The organism is Amycolatopsis sp. lyj-109, from assembly GCF_046548995.1.
In the GTDB taxonomy this organism is placed as follows: domain Bacteria; phylum Actinomycetota; class Actinomycetes; order Mycobacteriales; family Pseudonocardiaceae; genus Amycolatopsis.
Genome location: NZ_JAJPWR010000012.1, coordinates 121,367 through 136,595, shown reverse-complemented (window position 1 = coordinate 136,595; position 15,229 = coordinate 121,367). Strand labels below are relative to the sequence as shown.

At 72.8% G+C, this 15,229-nt stretch carries 14 protein-coding genes; 3 read left to right on the top strand and 11 right to left on the bottom strand.

Going from position 1 to position 15,229, the window contains the following annotated elements; translation table 11 throughout:
- Positions 1-9: 9 nt before the first annotated feature.
- On the top strand, positions 10-801 hold the full coding sequence (locus ACLJQF_RS26365) for a Calx-beta domain-containing protein (protein WP_410612452.1): 792 nt from the start codon (positions 10-12) through the stop codon (positions 799-801).
- Here ACLJQF_RS26365 and ACLJQF_RS26360 read toward each other — a convergent pair.
- A complete protein-coding gene (locus ACLJQF_RS26360; protein WP_410612777.1) occupies positions 785-3,769 on the bottom strand; it encodes a BTAD domain-containing putative transcriptional regulator in 2,985 nt (994 codons plus the stop codon). The genes ACLJQF_RS26365 and ACLJQF_RS26360 overlap by 17 nt on opposite strands.
- A 194-nt stretch (positions 3,770-3,963) precedes the next feature.
- Here ACLJQF_RS26360 and ACLJQF_RS26355 point away from each other — a divergent pair, with 194 nt between their 5' ends.
- Together ACLJQF_RS26355 and ACLJQF_RS26350 are read left to right on the top strand one after the other, a co-directional pair.
- Positions 3,964-5,595: a vWA domain-containing protein gene (locus tag ACLJQF_RS26355; protein ID WP_410612450.1), complete on the top strand. Its 1,632-nt coding sequence runs from the start codon at positions 3,964-3,966 to the stop codon at positions 5,593-5,595.
- 433 nt (positions 5,596-6,028) lie between these two features.
- Positions 6,029-6,376 carry a hypothetical protein gene (locus ACLJQF_RS26350; protein ID WP_410612449.1) on the top strand — a complete coding sequence of 116 codons (348 nt, stop codon included), beginning with the start codon at positions 6,029-6,031 and terminating at the stop codon, positions 6,374-6,376.
- Between the two features lie 48 nt (positions 6,377-6,424).
- On the opposite strand, the gene ACLJQF_RS26345 is transcribed toward ACLJQF_RS26350, so the two are convergent.
- The 10 genes from ACLJQF_RS26345 to ACLJQF_RS26300 all read right to left on the bottom strand — a co-directional run bounded on the left by ACLJQF_RS26345 (position 6,425) and on the right by ACLJQF_RS26300 (position 15,210).
- The gene (locus ACLJQF_RS26345) at positions 6,425-6,817 is read right to left on the bottom strand and encodes an STAS domain-containing protein (RefSeq protein ID WP_410612448.1); all 393 of its coding nucleotides are present in this window, start codon (positions 6,815-6,817) and stop codon (positions 6,425-6,427) included.
- Between the two features lie 70 nt (positions 6,818-6,887).
- Positions 6,888-7,820, bottom strand: a complete 933-nt coding sequence (locus ACLJQF_RS26340) for a PrsW family intramembrane metalloprotease (RefSeq protein WP_410612447.1) — start codon at positions 7,818-7,820, stop codon at positions 6,888-6,890.
- Positions 7,817-8,356 carry an STAS domain-containing protein gene (locus tag ACLJQF_RS26335; RefSeq protein WP_410612446.1) on the bottom strand — a complete coding sequence of 180 codons (540 nt, stop codon included), beginning with the start codon at positions 8,354-8,356 and terminating at the stop codon, positions 7,817-7,819. Before ACLJQF_RS26335 ends, ACLJQF_RS26340 begins: the two co-directional genes overlap by 4 nt.
- Complete coding sequence (locus ACLJQF_RS26330) at positions 8,353-10,035, bottom strand: FAD-dependent oxidoreductase (RefSeq protein ID WP_410612445.1); 1,683 nt, start codon at positions 10,033-10,035, stop codon at positions 8,353-8,355. Before ACLJQF_RS26330 ends, ACLJQF_RS26335 begins: the two co-directional genes overlap by 4 nt.
- A complete protein-coding gene (locus tag ACLJQF_RS26325; RefSeq protein WP_410612444.1) occupies positions 10,032-10,295 on the bottom strand; it encodes a ubiquitin carboxyl-terminal hydrolase 14 in 264 nt (87 codons plus the stop codon). Before ACLJQF_RS26325 ends, ACLJQF_RS26330 begins: the two co-directional genes overlap by 4 nt.
- Entirely contained in the window at positions 10,292-10,738 is a 447-nt protein-coding gene (gene trxA / locus ACLJQF_RS26320) for a thioredoxin (RefSeq protein WP_410612443.1), read from the bottom strand. Before trxA ends, ACLJQF_RS26325 begins: the two co-directional genes overlap by 4 nt.
- Positions 10,739-10,826: 88 nt before the next feature.
- Positions 10,827-13,457, bottom strand: coding sequence for an ATP-dependent chaperone ClpB (gene clpB, locus ACLJQF_RS26315; protein WP_410612442.1), 2,631 nt, complete (start codon positions 13,455-13,457; stop codon positions 10,827-10,829).
- The gene (locus ACLJQF_RS26310; protein ID WP_410612440.1) at positions 13,448-13,744 is read right to left on the bottom strand and encodes a chaperone modulator CbpM; all 297 of its coding nucleotides are present in this window, start codon (positions 13,742-13,744) and stop codon (positions 13,448-13,450) included. The genes clpB and ACLJQF_RS26310 overlap by 10 nt, the downstream gene beginning before the upstream one ends.
- Positions 13,744-14,688 carry a DnaJ C-terminal domain-containing protein gene (locus tag ACLJQF_RS26305; protein ID WP_410612438.1) on the bottom strand — a complete coding sequence of 315 codons (945 nt, stop codon included), beginning with the start codon at positions 14,686-14,688 and terminating at the stop codon, positions 13,744-13,746. Before ACLJQF_RS26305 ends, ACLJQF_RS26310 begins: the two co-directional genes overlap by 1 nt.
- 6 nt (positions 14,689-14,694) lie before the next feature.
- Entirely contained in the window at positions 14,695-15,210 is a 516-nt protein-coding gene (locus ACLJQF_RS26300; RefSeq protein WP_410612436.1) for a nucleotide exchange factor GrpE, read from the bottom strand.
- Positions 15,211-15,229: the final 19 nt, after the last annotated feature.

The following is a 15,229-nucleotide window of genomic DNA, read 5'->3' as shown; positions in this document are numbered from 1 at the left end:
GGGACTTCGATGAGATCAGCGGGGCTCATGGTCGGCGTGCTCCTGCTCGGCTCGGTTACGGCGGCGCCCGCGGGAGCAGCGCCTGCCGGCTGCGGGCCCGCGTCGGTGTCGATCGCCGACCGGACGCTCTACGAGGGCTCCCCGGCCGCTGGGGAGCCCGGCCCGGCCTACACCACCTTCGAGTTCACCGTGTCCGTCAGGGCGGCCGCGGGGTGCGCGCCGACCGGGTCGGTCTCGTACAAGACCGAGGACAGCTCACCCGGCGCGACCAGCCCGGCCGACTACCTCCCCGCCGAAGGCCGGCTGAGCTGGACCGGTGACTCCAGCTCTCGCACCATCGCCGTCCAGGTCGTCAAGGACGCCACCCGGGAACCGAACGAGCCGTTCCTGCTGCGCCTGTCCGATCCGGTCGGCCTGGTCCTGGCCGACGACCTGGCCGCGGGCGGGATCCTCGACGACGACGGCGCCGAGGGTTTCCCGATCGTGGTCTCCACCGACGGCGGCAAGATCTGCTGGCAGGTCTGCACAGTCGGGGTGAAGCTCGGCGGCGGCCCGGCCAAGGCGCCGGTCACCGTGCACTACCGGACCCTGCCCCTCGGCACCGGCGAACCGGCGTACGTGCCGGTCAAGGACGCGACGGTGACGATCCCGTCCGGCGCGTCCGGCGGCAGTGCCGTGGTCAAGCTGCTGGACGGCAACCCCGGCCAGGCCGAATCCCGGTTCGTGCTGGAGCTGTTCAGCCCGTCGGCCGGCACGCTGGGGAACGCGCGGACGGAGGTGACGATCAAGCCCGGCGGTTAGCCATCTCGCGGGCCTCGGCCGTCGCGTTGGCCTGGGTGTACAACGCGGCGGCCGTGGCCCAGTGCCGGGCCGCGTCCGCGGGCCGGCCGAGCCGGGCCTCCAAGTCACCGAGGTCGCGGTGCAGGTGCGCCTGCTCGTAGCCGTCGGGCACCGTGGCCCGTACGGCCAGCCCGCGTTCCAGGTGCTCGCGTGCGGCGGCGAGGTCGCCCGCGCCGAGCCGTGCCCGCCCGAGGTGCTCCAGCGCGGCCGCCTCACCGTGCCGGTCGCCGACGTCGCGGCTGAGGTCGAGGGCCTGCCCGAAAAAATTCGACGCGGTGGTGAAGTCGCTTCGGTCCAGGTGGACCCGGCCGGTGTCGAGCAGCGACTCCCACTCCAGCCAGCGGTCGCCGAGCATCCGGCTGACCGCGAGAGCCCTGCCGAGGTGCGCCAGCGCCGACCGGTGGTCGCCACGCTGCAGGTGCGCCTCGCCGAGCGTGTCGAGCGTGGCGGCTTCCAGCCGTGCGTTGCCCAGGGCGCGGAACGTCGTCAGCGCCGCCGTCAGCGGTGCCAGGCTCTCCTGGGCCCGGCCCATCCGGACGTAGGTGTGGCCGAGGTTGCGCTGGGACAGCGCGTGCCCGAGGTCGTTGCCGGCCGCGGCGTTGCGGTCCACCGCCAGCCGGTGCGCGGCGATGGCCTCGTCGAAGCGACGCAGTTCGGCGTAGGCGTTGGCGGTGTTGTTGTGGATGTGCCCTTCGCCCTGGACGTCCCCGGCGGCTCGGGCCGTCCGCAGCGCGGCCGCGTTGGTCTCCAGCGCTTCCGGCAGCCGCCGGGTCATGAAGTACGCGACGCCCAGCGCCCGCAGCATCTCCGCCTCGGCCAGCGGGTCGCCGAGCCCGGTCGCGGCGGCGGCGCCCTCGCGGCACAGCTCGACGCGGGTGTGCCAGTGCCCGGCCGTGTCGTAGAAGCTGGTCAGCAGGTACGTCAGCTGCCACGCGGCCTCGGCCCGGCCGTGCTCGCGGGCGAACCGCACGACGGGCAGCAGGTTGTCGCGCTCGGCGGTGAGGAAGGTCAGCGCGGCGTGGCGGTCGGTGCCGACCGGCACGTCCGGCGCGGCGAACCGCGGTGACGGGGTGACCAGATCGCGGTTCGGGTCGATGGCCCGGTTCGCCGCCGCCGCGGCCACCAGGTACCAGTCGACGAGCCGGTCGGCGATCTCGGCGTGGGCGCCGGGTGGCTCGTCGGCCCGCGCGCACTGCCGGGCGAACTCGCGGATCAGGTCGTGGAACCGGAACCGGCCCGCGCCGGCGGCCGTGACGAGGTGCGTGGCGGCGAGCCCGGCGGCGACGTGGTCGCCGTCGGCGCCCGGCACCTCGCAGAGCGCGGCCCCGAGCGCGGCGCTGAACGTGGCCCCCGGGCCGAGGGCGGCCCGGCGGAAGAACCGGGCCTGCGCGGCGGCCAGCGGACGGTAGGCGGTGGCGAGCACCGCCTGGACCGTGCGGGAATCCCCTTCCACGGCCAGGGTTTCCAGCCGCCCGGCCCCGGCCAGCTCGGCGGCGAGCTCGGCGATCGATCGCTTCGGCGCGCCGACCAGCCGGGCGGCCGCGATGCGCAGCGCCAGCGGCATCCCGCCGCACAGCCGCGCCACCCGCGCGGCCGGTCCTCGCTCGCGCCGCACCCGCTCGGCGCCCAGCACCCGGTCCAGCAGCGCGACGGACTCGGCGTGCCCGAAGGCGTCCAGGGCGATCGGGCGCACGGCGTGGCGGGTGCTCAGCGCGGCGAGGTGCTGCCGGCTGGTGACGACCAGCAGGGCCGGGCCGGTGCCCGGGACCAGCTGCAGGACGTCCTCGAGGCCGGCGACGTTGTCCACCACGACCAGGCACCGGCGCCCGTGCAGCAGCGACCGGTACAGCGCGGCGCGCCCGGCCTGGTCGCCCGGGATGTTCTCTTCGGGCACGTCGAGACTGCGCAGCAGGTGCGTCAACGCCCGGCCGCCCGGCAGCGGCTCGTCCGGGTTCTCGCCGCGCAGGTCGAGGAACAGCCGGCCGTCCGGGAAGTGGGCCGCGACCCGGTGCGCCCAGTGCAGCGCCAGCGCCGTTTTGCCCATGCCCGCCGCCCCGGAGAGCACCACCACCGGCCGCTCGGGCTCCTCGAGCACCGCGTCGAGCGCCGCGAGTTCGGCTTCGCGTCCGGTGAAGTGCCCGACGCCCGCGGGCAGCTGCGAGGGCCCGGTCGTGGTCGTGGCCGGGCGCGGGGCCAGGCCGGGGTCCCGCCGCAGGATCGCCGTGTGCAGGGCCAGCAGTTCCGGACCGGGGTCGACGCCGAGTTCGTCGGCGAGCCGCCGGCGCAGTCGCTGGAAGGCGTCGAGGGCGTCGGTGTGCCGCCCGCAGCGGTACAGCGCGAGCAGGTGCAGCCCGGTCAGCCGTTCCCGGCTCGGGGCGGCGGCGAGCAGCCGGGGCAGTTCGCGCACGGCCTCTTCGTGGTGCCCCAGCCGCAGTTCGGCGTCCCAGAGGTCTTCCACCGCGCCGAGGCGCAGTTCGTGCAGCCGGTCCACTTCGCGCCGGCCCCAGCCCGAGAGTTCCGCGTCGGCGAAGGCGTCCCCGCGCCAGAGGGCGACCGCCGCGCGCAGGGTGGTGGCCGCCCGTTCGGTGGCGCCGGCCGCGAGGTCCGCGGCGCCCGCGCGGACCTGCTGCTCGAAGCGGTGCGCGTCGACCGCCACCAGCGGGACGGTCAGCAGGTAGCCCGGCTCACGGGTCACCAGGACGCCCGGGAACCCGCAGCCCTCCAGCGCCTGCCGCAGCCGCGCGACGTGGCTGTGCAGCGTCTTGACCGCGGTGCGCGGCGGGTCTTCGCCCCACAGCACGTCGACCAGCCGCGGGATCGGCAGCACGGTGCCCGCGTGCAGCGCCAGTACCCCGAGCACGACTCGCTGCCGCGTCCCGTGCAGGGTCGCGGGCCCGCCCGGGCCCACCGCTTCGACCGGCCCCAGCACGCGCAGCTCCCCGGGTTGGGACACCCCACGCTCCTTCCCGCGCGGCACGACCGCCCAGGGAGCGTAACGAGCGCGGAGGAGGTGCGAAAACAGCCAACCAGCGTATCCGCGGGGACATCGACAACCGGTTCACAACCGGTCGCGGTGACGCTCGGTTCGGAGTTCCTGTTCCGACTCGTGTGAGGGAAAACCGGATGAGCACCAGATCGCGGCCCCGGCGCCGCAGACCGTTCACCGCCGCGCTCGCGTTCGCCGCCGCGGCCGCGTTCCTGCCCGTGGTCCCCGCGGCGGCGGCCGCCGCACCACCGACCAACTCGCCGTGCGGGCCGCTCGACGTCGCGTTCGTCATCGACGACACCGGCAGCATGGGCTCGGCGCTGACCAACATCAAGAGCGAGCTGGGCAACATCGCCACGGCCGTGCAAGCCAATTCCGGCAACGACTACCAGCTCGGCCTCGTCACGTTCAAGGACAACATCACGGTGCAGAGCGACCTCGCGCCGCTCAACCTGGCCGCGGTCACCCCGCAGATCAACGCGCTGACCGCGGCGGGCGGCGGCGGCGAGCCCGAAGCGTCCGACGAGGCGGTCAACACCGCCGTCAACAACCTGCCCGCCACCGGGCGCCCGCAGACCGGCGACTTCTCCGGGACCTGGCGCAGCAACGCCACGAAGATGGTCATCCTGGTGACCGACGCCCACCCGGGCGGCTTCGACGACACCTTCACCGCGGCCGACCAGGCCAACGCCCACCTGCGGGCGGTGCAGGCGGCGAACAAGGGCATCAAGGTCTCGGCGGTCTACGTCCCGACGACCGGGCTGCCCGGCATCTCGACGATCATGCAGGACTACGCCACCACCACCGGCGGCACGTACACGGCGACGCCGGCCAACGGCGCGGGTGCGGGCGCGGCGATCCTCGACGCGCTCAAGAACTGCCGCAAGACCGACGTGTTCATCAAGGACGCGCCGGCCGACACCGGTGTCGCGCCGCACGGCCTGAACCCGATCTGGACGAGCCCGGACATCAAGGTGTGCGCGACACTGCCGCCGTGCGCGGCGACCACCCCGGTCGTCGGCGGGACGAGCTTCGTGGTCGTGACGCTGAACAACCCGGGCCCGGGCGGATCCGGCGCGTCGACCGGCCACGTAGAGGTCTCCTACACCGCGCAGGGCGGGGCGGCGCTGTGGCCGACGGACTGGACCCCGGTCGGGTCCTCGCCGACGGTGACCGTGGGGCCGGGCACCACCCAGGTGGCGATCAAGTGGACGCCGGTGCCCGGGCCAGGTCACTTCTGCCTGCTCGCCCGGTGGATCTCGGCGACCGACCCGATGACCTTCCCCGAGCTGACCGGGTCGAACACGCTGGTCAACACGCGGAACAACAACAACATCGCGTGGCACAACGTGGACACGATCCAACTGACGCCAGGCAAGCCGGTGACGCACCCGTTCACCCTCGGCAACCCGGCCGCCGACCGGGCCACCACCACCGACCTGCTCTTCACCCAGCCCGGCAAGCCGTTCGCGGGCGGTGCCGGCAAGGTGGTCGTCGACCTCGGCGAAGTGCTCGCCGAGCGCTGGCGCGCGAGCGGCCAGAAGGGTGTCGGCGTGCGTCCGGTGGGGGAGACGCAGGTCGAGATCACGGGCGGGCAGCAGGCGGTCCTGCAGGGCCTGGTGATAAAGCCGAAGGAACGCCTGGAGACGGCGGTGACGTTCACCGCGACGGACGCTGCGGCGGGCGCCGATTTCGTCTTCCGCGTCTCCCAGTCCAGCGGTGACGACGACCTCGGCGGCGTCGAGTTCCAGCTGTCGGCTGAGCGGTAACCCCACGTTGGGCGGCCACCTCGATCCGATCGAAGTGGCCGCCCAGCGTGCGTTCCGGCGACCGAATCCGGCGACCGAATCCGGCGACCTGGTGCCAGGCCGTTCCGTGTCGCGACGTCTTGAATGACTCATTCAGGACCTCCGACGCCCGGAATGAGTCATTCAAGACACTCCACGGCACCGCTGCGCCGGGCCGTTCCCGGCGTCCGCTCAGCGCGGGGAACGGCCGAGGAGCCGGCGGTCCCGCCGCGGCCGTCGTCACCGGCGTCGATCCGACAAGCCGGGTAGCCCCCTGAGGACGGGGTACCCGGTGGCGACCAGACGCGCACGGCGGCGGGGCCGGCCCGCCGGTGCGGCCGCGCAGCGGGCCTGTCGTGGACCTGCCGCACGAAGGCGACTCGCCGCGAGCGAGGGCCGAAAGGAGCGTGCCGGAATGGCGGAACGCATCGTGACCAGCAGCCGCGCGATGGCGGCCGAGGCCGACATCGTCCTCAACACCGCATCCGACGCCACCCGCGCGAAGGCGTGGCTGCCGGGTGGTGGCTCCCGCGCCTACGACATCGACTTGCGGGCGGCGGAAGGCCGGCTGGCGTGGCGTCCGGCCGGTCACGACGGCTGGGCCGGCCACCTGCGGGTCATCGGCAGCGGTACCGGGGCCAGCCAGGCCGAGCTGCAGGTGGAGGTCGATGAGGCGGCCGACCCCGACGAGGTGCGCGAGGCCCTCGACGGCGCACTTCGCGCACTGGCGGCCGAAGTGGATCAGAACTTCAACGTCAGCTGACCGGCCCGCCCTCTTTCGCGTCGGTCAGCGCCCATTCCGGTTCTTCGATCAAGTGCCGCCCGTCGGCTTGTCCGAGAGCCAGGTGCGGGCCTCGGCCACGGTGGGCTTGATGGTCATGTCGCGGTCGAGGGCGGTCAGGTGTAGGTGCCGGAGCATCGTGCGCTGGGCGCTGACGAGGCAGAACGCGACGCCCGCGGAGTTCGCTGCCTGGGCGAAGATCTGGAGTGCCGCGAGCCCGGAGGAGGAGAGGAAGGTGACCCTGCCGAGATCGGCGATCACCGCGCTCGGCGCGCCGGCGAGGGTCGATTCGAGGTGCCGGGTGAAGGCGCGTGCCGTGGCGAGGTCGATCTCGCCGGACACGGTCGCCAGTACCACGCCGGTGTCGCGGGTGATGGACAACGCGAGCCTGTCACGCCCGTAGTCCCCCCTGGAACGGCGCACCAAACCATCGTGGAAGCAATCCTGCATTACCGAGCTCCTTGCCGTTCTTGAACTGTTGTCGCACGGGAGGTCAGTACCGTCCGGTCGCCGGCGTGCGCGTGACCGGGACCCGGTACGTCCAGTGGGGTGCCCGGCGTTCCCGCCGCGACCGCCGGATCAGGACCAGGAGCCACAGCACCCCGATGAGCGCGATCACGCCCTCACCCACCCAAGTCGTGACGGTGTACACCGTCGTCAGGTCCGCGGGCGCCACGACGAGGCCGCGCGGGTCGAACTGCGCCACCTGCCCGGCCAGCACCAGGGTGATCACCAGTGCGATGGCCGACATGGAGTCCCACAGCGCGTGCAGCAGCGCGACGCCGAGGAACGCCAGCGCCAGGCGAAGGCTCAGCACGAAGTGTTCGCGCGTGCTCCACGCGAACAGCAGCCCGCCCAGGATGGCGGTCCACAGCCCGTGCCCGACCGGCGCGAGCAGCCCGCGCAGCAGCTCGGTCGTGACCAGGTCGGTCAGCGACAGGCCGTGGGCGGTGAACAACGACGTGAGCGCGTAGCCCGCGGATTCGAAGGCGGAGAAGCCGAAGCCGACCGTCGCGCCGAGAATCATGCCGTCCCGCATGGACTTCACGGCCAGTCCGCGCGTCAGCAGGGCGAGTGCGACGAGCTTGACCGCCTCCTCGATGAGCCCGACCCCCACGTACAGCCACATCGACGGGTACAGCAGGTAGGCCTCGAGTACCGAAGCGCCGAGAACGCCGAGCACCCCGCCGACGAGGAAGGTCCGGAACACCAGTTCGGCGGTGATCTCCCCGGAGTCGCGGCGTTCGAACGCCCACGCCACGAACGTCACCGGCACCAGGAAGCTGCCGAGCAGCACGAGCGTCGGCAGCAGGTTGGGGTTGCCGGTCGCGTACGTCACGATGACCGACAGCACCCACAGCAGCAGGCCGATGACGAAGATCCGCGCCCACGTCCGACGGCGGGTGCGGTGGCCGGCGGTGGTCATCGGCGCTTCCCGAACCGCTCGCCGCGCCCGGTGGCCCCGGTGTCGACGAACGCGCGGAAGCGGGCGGGGGAGCCGGGTTCGGCGACCCCGTCGAAGCCTTGCGGGCAGTGCAGCGCCGCCCACCGCTGCAGGCCGCCCTCGAAGGCGGCGCGGTACTGCGCGAAAACTTCGGCGAGCGCCTCGTCGTCCAGCTCGTACAGCACCGGGGGCGTCAGCCCGATCAGCTCCAGTGCGCCGCCGTCCGCCGCCAGCCGGTCGCCGCAGCGGTGCAGCAGTTCGAGGAGGTCGTCGCCGGGCCGCTCGACCTGGGAGAGGTCGATGACGAAGTGGCGGGCGCCCGCGTGGACGAGCCCGGCCAGGTACCCCGCGAGGGTCCGCAACGCCGGTGCGTCCGCCCGCCCGGCGACCGTGACGACGGTGTAGCGCCCGGGGTGCAGGGTCGAGCTGATGGTGAAACCGGGCGAGGGTGTCCTGCGGTTGATCAGCCGATCCGGTTCCGGGACCGCGATGGGCGGCCGGGAAAGCCAGGTGGTCATGGGGATCCTCCGGTTGTCATGGTTTGTTGCGCGAGGTGCTCGTGCACCAGCCGGACGGCCATGGCGCCCTCGCCCACCGCCGAGGCGACCCGCTTCACCGAGCCGTGCCGGACGTCGCCGACGGCGAACACGCCGGGGCTGCTCGTTTCCAGTGGCAACGGCGTCCGCGGAATCCCGGCGAACGCACCGACGTCCGCGCCGGTGAGCACGAACCCGTCCTCGTCGAGCGCGACGTGGCCGGACAGCCAGCGCGTGTGCGGAGCGGCCCCGATGAAGACGAACAACGCGCGAGCGGCGAGCCGGTCGCGCTCGTGGGTGCGGTTGTCCTCGACCTCGACACCCGACATCGCTTTGCCGTCATCGACGATCTCGCGGACCTCGGTGTGCAGGTGGACCCGGATCCGCGGGTGCCGCCGGACCTGGTCGACCAGGTAGCGCGACATGTCCGCGCCGAGGTCGCCGCCGCGCACCAGCAGGTGCACCACGGGCGAGGTCTCCGCCAGGAACACCGCGGCCTGCCCCGCGGAGTTGCCGCCGCCGACCACCGCGACCGGGTCGGCCCGGCACTGCCTGGCCTCCTCCGGGGTCGCGGCGTAGTAGATGCACGTGCCTTCGAGGTACTCGAGTTTCGGGATCGGCAGGCGCCGGTACCGGGCGCCGGTCGCGATGATCACCGTCCGCGTGACGATTTCGGTGCCGTCGTCGAAGCCCACCGCGTAGAGCCCGCCTCGTGGGTCGAGCGTGCGAGCCTCGCCCGGGACGGCGACCCGGACCCCGAACTTGGCCGCCTGGATCACCGACCGCTCGGCCAGTTCCGCCCCCGAGATCCCGGACGGGAAGCCGAGGTAGTTTTCGATCCGCGACGTGGTGCCCGCCTGCCCGCCCGCCGCGACGGCGTCGAACGCCGACGTCACGAGCCCTTCCGAGGCGGCGTAGACGACGGCCGCGAGCCCGCCGGGCCCGGCGCCGACCACGAGCATGTCGCGCACGCCGGCCGAGGGTTCCTGGTGCCGCAACCCGACCGCGCGCGCCAGTTCGGCGTTGCTGGGGTTGCGCAGCACGCCGGCGCCGGGCAGGACCACGACCGGGGTCGCCTCGACCGGGACGCCGAGCCGGCGCAGCAGCGCCTCGGCCCCGCGGTCCTGGTCGAGGTCGTCCAGCCGGTACGGCAGGCGGTTGCGGGCCACGAACTCCAGCAGCCGCCGGGTGTCCGGCGAGTAGCACGAGCCGACGATCCGCAGCCCGTCGCCGGAGCCGATGATGAGCGCGCGGCGGACGAGGTAGGCCCGCAGGATCAGGTCGCCGAGGACCGGGTCGCCGGTCACCAGCCGCTTCAGCTCGTCGACTCCGGCGACCAGCACCTCGCCGGGTTCGGCGGCGACGGCGCTGAAGAACGACGGCTGCCCTTCGAGCAGGCCCAGCTCGCCGAGGAACCGCCCGGGACCGTGGACGCGCACGATTCTGGTCTCGTCGCCTTCCCGGTGCTGGATGGCGACCTTGCCGCTCAGGACGACGTACCAGCTCGTCGCCCGTTCCCCTTGCTCGTAGAGCACTTCACCCGGCCGCACCGGCCGGCGCTCGCCCGCGTCGGAGAGCGTTTCGAGCTGCTCGCGGGTCAGCCGGGGGAACGCGCCGTGCGGATCAGGGGTCTCGACGAGGTCCTGTGCCGAGAGCGTCATACGAACGCCTCGTGCGCGTAGCACCAACGCCAGTTCTCCCCAGGCTCGAACGAGCGCACGATGGGGTGGCCGATGGCGTGGGCGTGCCGGCGCGCGTGCTTCATCGGCGAAGAGTCGCAGCAGCCGACGTGCCCGCAGGTCAGGCACAGCCGCAGGTGCACCCACGTGGTTCCGGTGGAGAGACACTCCTGGCAGCCCTGGGGTGTCCGGGGCACCACGTCGCGGACGAGCGCCAAGTGCGGGTCGGTGACGGTGGTCATGCCTTCGCCTCCTCTGGCGAGTTCAGTGCTTGGTCGAGCCAGTTGCGCAGAACGTTTTCCGGGGCCGCGCCCGCCTGCCGCCGGACGACCTCGCCGCCGCGGAACACCAGGAGGGTCGGTACGGCCATGACGTCGAACCGGCGCGCCACTCCCGGCGCCAGGTCGACGTCGACCTTGACGAGCTTCACCTTCCCGGCCCGGGCGCGGGCGAGCCGGTCCAGCGTCGGGCTCACCGACCGGCAGGGGCCGCACCAGGTGGCCCAGAGGTCGACGAGCACCGGGAGGTCAGCCTGCTCGGCGATCTGCGCGAAGTCGGCGTCGCCCGCGTCGACCACCCACGGCAGCGGCCGGTGGCAGTTCCCGCACTTCGGCGTTCCGTCGGCGGCGACGGGAATCCGGTTGCTCTTCCCGCAGTGCTCGCAGGCGACGACCACGGTCCTCATGCTGCCTCCTTGTCGGACGCGGCAAGCCGCGGCAGTGTCTTCGCGTCGGCCGGCATGGTGCCTGATGATTCGGACCTGCAAGCAGTCCTCATGCTGCTGCCTCCTGTCCCGCGGCGCGGAAGTCGACGGTCAGGTCACCGTCGGCCGCGTCGACCACGATCACCAGGCCCTCGGTCAGCTCGCCGCGCAGCAGCGCGCGCCCGATCCGGGTTTCGACCTCGTGGGAGATGTAGCGGCGCAACGGCCGGGCGCCGTACACCGGGTCGAACCCGCGCCCGGCGATGAACTGCCGCGCCGCGGGGGTGAGCTCGACCGTGATGCCCTGCTCGGCCAGCCGGCGGCGCAGCTGGTCGAACTGCAGCTCCACGATCCGCTCGATCTCCGGCAGCCCCAGCGGGGTGAACAGCACGATGTCGTCGAGGCGGTTGAGGAACTCGGGCCGGAAGTGGTGGCGCAGTTCGGCCAGCACCGCGTCCCGGGCGTCCGGCTTGATCTCGCCGGAGGAGGTGACGCCGTCGAGCAGGTGCTGCGAGCCGATGTTGGACGTCATGATGATCACCGTGTTGCGGAAGTCGACCAGCCTGCCCTGCGCGTCGGTGATCCGGCCGTCGTCGAGCACCTGCAGCAGGGTGTTGAACACGTCCGGGTGGGCTTTCTCGATCTCGTCGAACAGCACGACCGCGTACGGCTTGCGTCGCACGGCTTCGGTGAGCTGGCCGCCCTCGTCGTAGCCGACGTACCCCGGCGGCGCGCCGAGCAGCCGGGAGACCGTGTGCCGCTCCTGGTACTCGCTCATGTCGAGCCGGACCATGTTGTCCTCGCTGTCGAACAGCGCCGCGGCGAGCGTCTTCGCCAGCTCCGTCTTCCCGACGCCGGTCGGGCCGAGGAAGAGGAACGACCCGATCGGCTTGTGCGGGTCGCGGATGCCGGACCGGGCGCGGATGATCGCGTCGGCGACCAGCCGGACGGCCTCGTCCTGCCCGACGACCCGCTCGTGCAGGATCTCGTCGAGCCGTAGCAGCTTCTCGCGCTCGCCCTCCTGCAGGCGCGACACCGGGATGCCGGTCCACTGCGAAACGATCTCGGCGATCTCGTCTTCGGTGACGACCTCGCGCAGGAGCCGTTTCTCGCCCTGCTTGCCGGCCAGCCGTTCCTCCTCCGCTTCGAGCTGGCGCTCGAGCTCGCGGATCTCGCCGTAGCGCAACTCCGCGGCGCGGTTGAGGTCGTAGTTCCGTTCCGCTTCTTCGGCTTCGTGGCGCACGCGTTCGAGTTCGGAGCGCAGTTCCTGCACGCGCCGGATCGCCTGGCGTTCGGCGTCCCACTGCGCCTTCTTGGCGTCGGTTTCGGCCCGCAGGTCCGCCAGCTCCTTGCGGAGTTCCTCGAGCCGCGCCTTGCTCGCCTTGTCGGTTTCCTTGGCCAGTGCGGCTTCCTCGATCTCCAGCCGCGTCAGCCGCCGGGTGAGTTCGTCGAGCTCGGCCGGCATCGAGTCGATTTCCGTGCGCAGCCGCGCGCACGCCTCGTCGACGAGGTCGATCGCCTTGTCCGGCAGGAACCGGTCGCTGATGTAGCGGTGCGACAGCACGGCCGCGGCCACGAGCGCAGCGTCCTGGATCTTGACGCCGTGGAACACCTCGAGCCGTTCGCGCAGCCCGCGCAGGATGGAGATGGTGTCCTCGACGGCCGGTTCGGGCACGACGACCGGCTGGAACCGCCGTTCCAGCGCGGCGTCCTTCTCGATGTGCTTGCGGTACTCGTCCAGGGTGGTCGCGCCGATCATGTGCAGTTCACCTCGGGCGAGCATCGGCTTGAGCATGTTGCCGGCGTCCATCGCGCCTTCGGTGGCGCCCGCGCCGACGATGGTGTGGAGCTCGTCGACGAACAGGATGATCCGGCCCTCGGCCGCCTTGACCTCGCCGAGCACGGCCTTGAGCCGTTCCTCGAACTCGCCGCGGTACTTGGCCCCGGCCACCAGCGCGCTCATGTCGAGCGAGAAGATCGTCCGGTCCCGCAGGCCTTCCGGCACGTCGCCGCGCACGATCCGCTGCGCGAGTCCTTCCACGATCGCGGTCTTGCCGACGCCGGGATCGCCGACGAGCACGGGGTTGTTCTTCGTCTTGCGCGAAAGGATCTGGACGACGCGGCGGATCTCGGTGTCGCGCCCGATCACCGGGTCCAGCTTGCCGGCGCGCCCGTCGGCGACCAGGTCGCGGCCGTACTTTTCCAGTGCCTCGTAGGCACCCTCGGGCGTCGCCGACGTGACGCGCTGGTTGCCGCGGACCTTCGTCAGCGCGGTCAGGAACGCGTCGCGGGTGACGCCGTGGTCGCGGAGGATCCGCCCGGCCGCCCACTTCGTCCCCTCCTCGGCCAGCGCCAGGACCAGGTGCTCGACGGAGACGTACTCGTCCTTGAGCCGCCGGGCTTCCCGCTCCGCGGTGTCGAGCACCCCGGCCAGCCGCCGGGTGAGGTACACCTGCCCGGGCGTGGCGCCGGGTCCGGTCACCTTCGGCCGGCGCGCGACCTCCGCCTCGACCGCGGCGCGCAGCGCGTCGACGTCCGCGCCGGTCTGCGCGAGCAGCCGGGGCACGAGGCCCTCGGGCTGGTCGATCAGCGCGAGCAGCAGGTGCTCGCCGTCGGTCTCGGTGTGGCCGGAACGTCCGGCGATGTTCTGGGCTTCTTGCAGGGCTTCCTGCGACTTCTGGGTCAGCTTGTTCATGTCCATCGCCGACGGCTCCTGACTTGTCCTTCGAGGACGTCGATGCGGTCGAGCAGGTCGAGCACCAGCCCGAGTGCGGCGTAGTTGACCGACAGCGTGGCGCGCAACCGCTGGATCCGGGCCAGTCTGGCCACGGCGGACGGCGGGAAGCACGGGCGTCCGTTCGCGTCCGGGGTCGTCTCCACCAGGCCGAGTGCCGCGAACCGGCGGAGCAGCTCGGGGTGCAGCCCGGTGCGCGCGGCCACGGTCTCGAGGTCGAGCCGCGCCGGGCGGACGAGCACGTACCGCGCCATCAGGTCCTCCTGGGATCGAAGTCGGACACCGCGGCGAGCTCTTCGAACAGCTCGCGTTCACGCTTGCTCGGGCGCTTCGGCACCATGATCTTGACCTCGGCGTAGAGGTCGCCGGGCTTGCCCTTCGGGTTCGGCATGCCCTCGCCGCGCAGCCGCAGCCGCCGTCCGCTGGACGATCCGGGGACGACCCGGGCCTTCACCTCGCCACCGGGGGTGGTGATCGGGACCGTCGCCCCGAGCGCGGCCTCCGACGGTGTCACCGGGAGCTCGACGTGGATGTCACGCCCTTCGAGCCGGTACCGGCGGTCCGGCCGGATGCGGACGACCAGGTACAGGTCCCCGGGGGCCGCGCTGCCCGAGCCGCGGCCGCCCTGGCCGGCCAGCCGGATGCGCTGCCCGTCGAGCACACCCGGCGGGATCCGCACGTCGTATTCGCGATCACCGCCGAAGTTCAGGTGCCGCCGCCCGCCGCGGTAGGCCTCCTCGACGGTCAGCTCGAGCTCGGCCTCCTGGTCCGCGCCCGGGACCGGGCCGCCGCGCCCCCGGCCGGCGAAGAAACCGCCGAGGAGATCCTCGATGTCGACGCCTTCGAACCCCTCGAAACCGCCCCCCGAAGTGCCGGACGTGGAAGTGCCGGACGTGGCAGTGCCGGACGTGGCGTAGCGGGCCCGGCCGCCGCGCGGTCCGGCGCCGGCGCCGACGCGCTGCTCCCAGTCGTCGGGCACTTGCCGGAAGTCCTCGCCGAACCGGTCGTACTTGCGCCGCTGCTCCGGATCGGACAGGACCTGGTACGCCTCGCTCACCTCCTTGAACCGCTCTTCGGCCTTCGGGTCCTTGTTGACGTCCGGGTGGTTCTCGCGGGCGAGTTTCCGGTACGCCCGCTGGATCTCCTCGGAGCCGGCGTCTCGGCCGACCCCGAGCGCGGCGTAGAAGTCCCGTGCCACGAGCACTCACTCCCGCGGCTTCGCCACGGTGACCGCGGTCGGCCGCAGCTGCCCGGCGCCGGTCCCGTACCCGGGCCGCACCACGCGGGTCACCGTGTGCGGCTCCGAGTGCGGGTCGTCGTCGACGGCGACCACCTCGTGCCGGGCCGGGTCGAACGGGACGCCGCTCTCGTCGTCACGCCCGTACCCGAGCCCGGCCAGCAGCTGCACGGCCTGATCGCGGATCGCCAGCACCCCCTGCACGACGGCGGTGGGATCGGCGCCGGCGTGCGAGAGCGCCAGTTCGAGGTTGTCGATGACGGGGAGGAAGGCCGCGGCGACCCGGGCCCGCTCGGCCGCGCGCTCGGCGCGCAGCTCCGCTGCATGCCGCTTGCGGAGGTTGTCGGCGTCGGCCATCGCCCGGCGCCAGCGGTCCTCGCATTCGGCCGCCTTCGCCTCGAGCTCCTGAACCCGGTCCGGCCCCACCGCCGAGACGGGCGCGTCCTGGGGGCCGGACTCGGCGCCCGTCCCGGCGGCGTCCACGGAGGATGTCCCCGGCTCC

Bases quoted from the DNA above. Each gene is read 5' to 3' on its own strand.
- ACLJQF_RS26365 (WP_410612452.1), top strand. From the start codon at position 10: ATGAGATCAGCGGGGCTCATGGTCGGCGTGCTCCTGCTCGGCTCGGTT.
- ACLJQF_RS26355 (WP_410612450.1), top strand. From the start codon at position 3,964: ATGAGCACCAGATCGCGGCCCCGGCGCCGCAGACCGTTCACCGCCGCG.
- ACLJQF_RS26350 (WP_410612449.1), top strand. From the start codon at position 6,029: ATGGCGGAACGCATCGTGACCAGCAGCCGCGCGATGGCGGCCGAGGCC.
- ACLJQF_RS26340 (WP_410612447.1), bottom strand. From the start codon at position 7,820: ATGACCACCGCCGGCCACCGCACCCGCCGTCGGACGTGGGCGCGGATC.
- ACLJQF_RS26335 (WP_410612446.1), bottom strand. From the start codon at position 8,356: ATGACCACCTGGCTTTCCCGGCCGCCCATCGCGGTCCCGGAACCGGAT.
- ACLJQF_RS26330 (WP_410612445.1), bottom strand. From the start codon at position 10,035: ATGACGCTCTCGGCACAGGACCTCGTCGAGACCCCTGATCCGCACGGC.
- ACLJQF_RS26325 (WP_410612444.1), bottom strand. From the start codon at position 10,295: ATGACCACCGTCACCGACCCGCACTTGGCGCTCGTCCGCGACGTGGTG.
- trxA (WP_410612443.1), bottom strand. From the start codon at position 10,738: ATGAGGACCGTGGTCGTCGCCTGCGAGCACTGCGGGAAGAGCAACCGG.
- clpB (WP_410612442.1), bottom strand. From the start codon at position 13,457: ATGGACATGAACAAGCTGACCCAGAAGTCGCAGGAAGCCCTGCAAGAA.
- ACLJQF_RS26310 (WP_410612440.1), bottom strand. From the start codon at position 13,744: ATGGCGCGGTACGTGCTCGTCCGCCCGGCGCGGCTCGACCTCGAGACC.